Origin of the sequence: Motilibacter rhizosphaerae, assembly GCF_004216915.1 — a bacterium.
Taxonomy (GTDB): domain Bacteria; phylum Actinomycetota; class Actinomycetes; order Motilibacterales; family Motilibacteraceae; genus Motilibacter; species Motilibacter rhizosphaerae.
The window spans coordinates 1-2,310 of the sequence record NZ_SGXD01000014.1 but is presented as its reverse complement, the minus strand read 5'-3'; the positions used below and the strand labels follow the sequence as shown (position 1 = coordinate 2,310).

At 72.3% G+C, this 2,310-nt stretch carries 2 protein-coding genes; both read left to right on the top strand.

Features of this window, described 5'->3' with window-relative positions:
• Nucleotides 1–1,030 (top strand): tyrosine-type recombinase/integrase (locus tag EV189_RS19910; RefSeq protein ID WP_231116603.1); only part of this gene is annotated, 1,030 nt, incomplete at its 5' end.
• Nucleotides 1,027–2,277: a tyrosine-type recombinase/integrase gene (locus tag EV189_RS19905; protein WP_130494761.1), complete on the top strand. Its 1,251-nt coding sequence runs from the start codon at nt 1,027–1,029 to the stop codon at nt 2,275–2,277. The genes EV189_RS19910 and EV189_RS19905, both read left to right, overlap by 4 nt.
• Nucleotides 2,278–2,310: the final 33 nt, after the last annotated feature.

The window sequence follows — 2,310 nt, the reverse complement described above, 5'->3', positions numbered from 1 at the left end:
CCCGGCCGGGGGGCTGGCGGTCCGGTTGGGTGAGCCGCTGCTCGACGCCTACCTCGAGTTCGTGGGCGCCCGGTCCCGGGCGAACACGTTGCTGGCGACCGCGTTCGATCTGAAGGTGTTCTTCGGCGTGGTCGCCAAGTCGCCAGCGGCTGTCACGCCCGGCGACGTCCTCGGGTTCGTCACCGCGCAGCGTGCCGGCACCGCCAGCCCTTCTCCCGTCGTTGTGGCGCCCGACGGCCCGGGAGGTGTGTCGGTGCGGACGGTGCGGCGGCGGTTGTCCTCGGTGTCGGGGCTGTTCGCGTTCCTCCACGCCCGCGGCGACGTCCCTGCGAACCCGGTGCCGCGCTCGCTGCCGACCCGCCGAGAACGGTCCCGCCCGCGGCAAGGAGTGCCGCTGCTGCGCCCGCCCCGCACCCTGCCGACGGTCCTGTCCCCTGCCGATGTCGACGCACTGACCGGCGCGCTGCGCACGCACCGGGACCGGGCGATGGTCGCCGCGATGGTGCTCGGCGGGCTACGTCGCTGCGAGGTCCTCGGCCTGCGGATGCAGGACCTCCAGTTCGCCGAGAGGCGGGTGTTCATCGCGGACGGGAAGGGCGGACACCAGCGCCTCATCCCCGTGTCCGGCCGCTTCTTCGCCGCGGTCAGGGACTACCTCGAGCTCGAACGCCCACCCCACGCTCCGACCGAGCGGGTGTTCGTGGTGCTCAAAGGCCCCACCCGCGGGCAGCCGCTGTCCGCATCCGGCGTCGATGAGGTCCTCGACGGCGCCCGCCGCCGCGCCGGGCTGTCCCGCGCGACGTGCCACCAGCTGCGCCACACCTGCCTGACCCGGCTGCGTGAGGCCGGCATGGCCCTCGAGGCGATCCAGGCCCAGGCCGGGCACGCCTCGATCGAGTCGACGCGCATCTACCTCCACCTCGGCGACGACTGGCTCGCCGGGCAGTACCGGCGCGCCGCGGACGCTCTCGACGCCCAAGCCCTCGCCGGGCAGCCCGCGCCCGTGCTGAACCTGCGGGGCCGGCGGTGAGCGCCCCGTCCGCGCTGCCAGGCTGGGCGGAGATCGAGCCGGCTATGCCGGTCATGGCGGGCACGATGCGCGCCTACCTCGCCCAGATCTCCTGCACCCTGCGCCCGGGCAGCGTGCTCGGCGCCGACCTCGCCCTGCGCAGCTTCGCCGGGTTCCTGCTCGCGGCCCACCCCGACATCCGCACCGTCGCCACCGTCCGGCGGGCCCACATCGAGACCTACAAGCCGTGGCTCGCCGCCCGCCCTGGACAGAACAAGCCACAGGTCAGCGTGAACACCCGCGCGCACCGGCTCGGCATGCTGCGCACCTTCTTCCTCCGCCTCGAGGACTGGGGCTGGGACGACCGCCCCGAGCGGGTGCCGATCCTGTTCGGGGACCTGCCCAAGCAGGACAAGCCGCTACCCAAAGCCCTCGACGACCCGGCCGCCGCCCGGCTGCTGCGCGCCGCGCAGCACCACCCTCGCATGCTCGTCCGCGTCGTCTGCGAGGTGCTGCTCCGCACCGGGCTGCGGGTCAGCGAGCTCATCGCCCTCGAACGCGACGCCGTCGTCCAGATCGGCGCCGGGCACTGGCTCCACGTCCCCGTCGGCAAGCTCCACGACGACCGCTACATCCCGCTGCACCCCCAGCTCGTCACCCTCATCGCCGACTACCGCGGCCGGCACGTCACTGGGTCGAACCCGCTGCTCATCCCCCGCGAGAACGGCAAGCCGATGGACCGCCACGGCGTCACCCGCTACCTCAACAACGCCGCCGCCGACGCCGGGCTCGGTCACGTCCACCCCCACCAGATGCGCCACACCCTCGCCACCCAGGCCATCAACCGCGGCATGAGCCTCGAAGCGATCGCCGCGCTGCTCGGTCACCACTCCATGGACATGACCCTGCGCTACGCCAAGATCGCCGCCCGCACCGTTGCCGACGAGTACTTCGCCGTCACCGAGAAAGTCGAAGCCCTCTACGACACCCCACCCGCGCTACCCGCCTCCGCCGCCGGCCCCGAGATGGCCCGCCTGCACCGCGAGATGCGCCAACGGATGCTCGGCAACGGCTACTGCACCCGGCCCGAGACCCTCGACTGCACCTTCGAGTCAGTCTGCGAGACCTGCACCTTCTTCCAGACCACCATCGAGTTCCGACCCACCCTCCAAGCCCAACACGACCACGCCGCCAACCACCACCAGCCGGGCCGCCAGCAGCTCTACGCCGACCTCCTCCACCGCCTCGACTCCGCACCAGCATCATGATCACTTGACACGGATCACCCGCATAATGCCGAT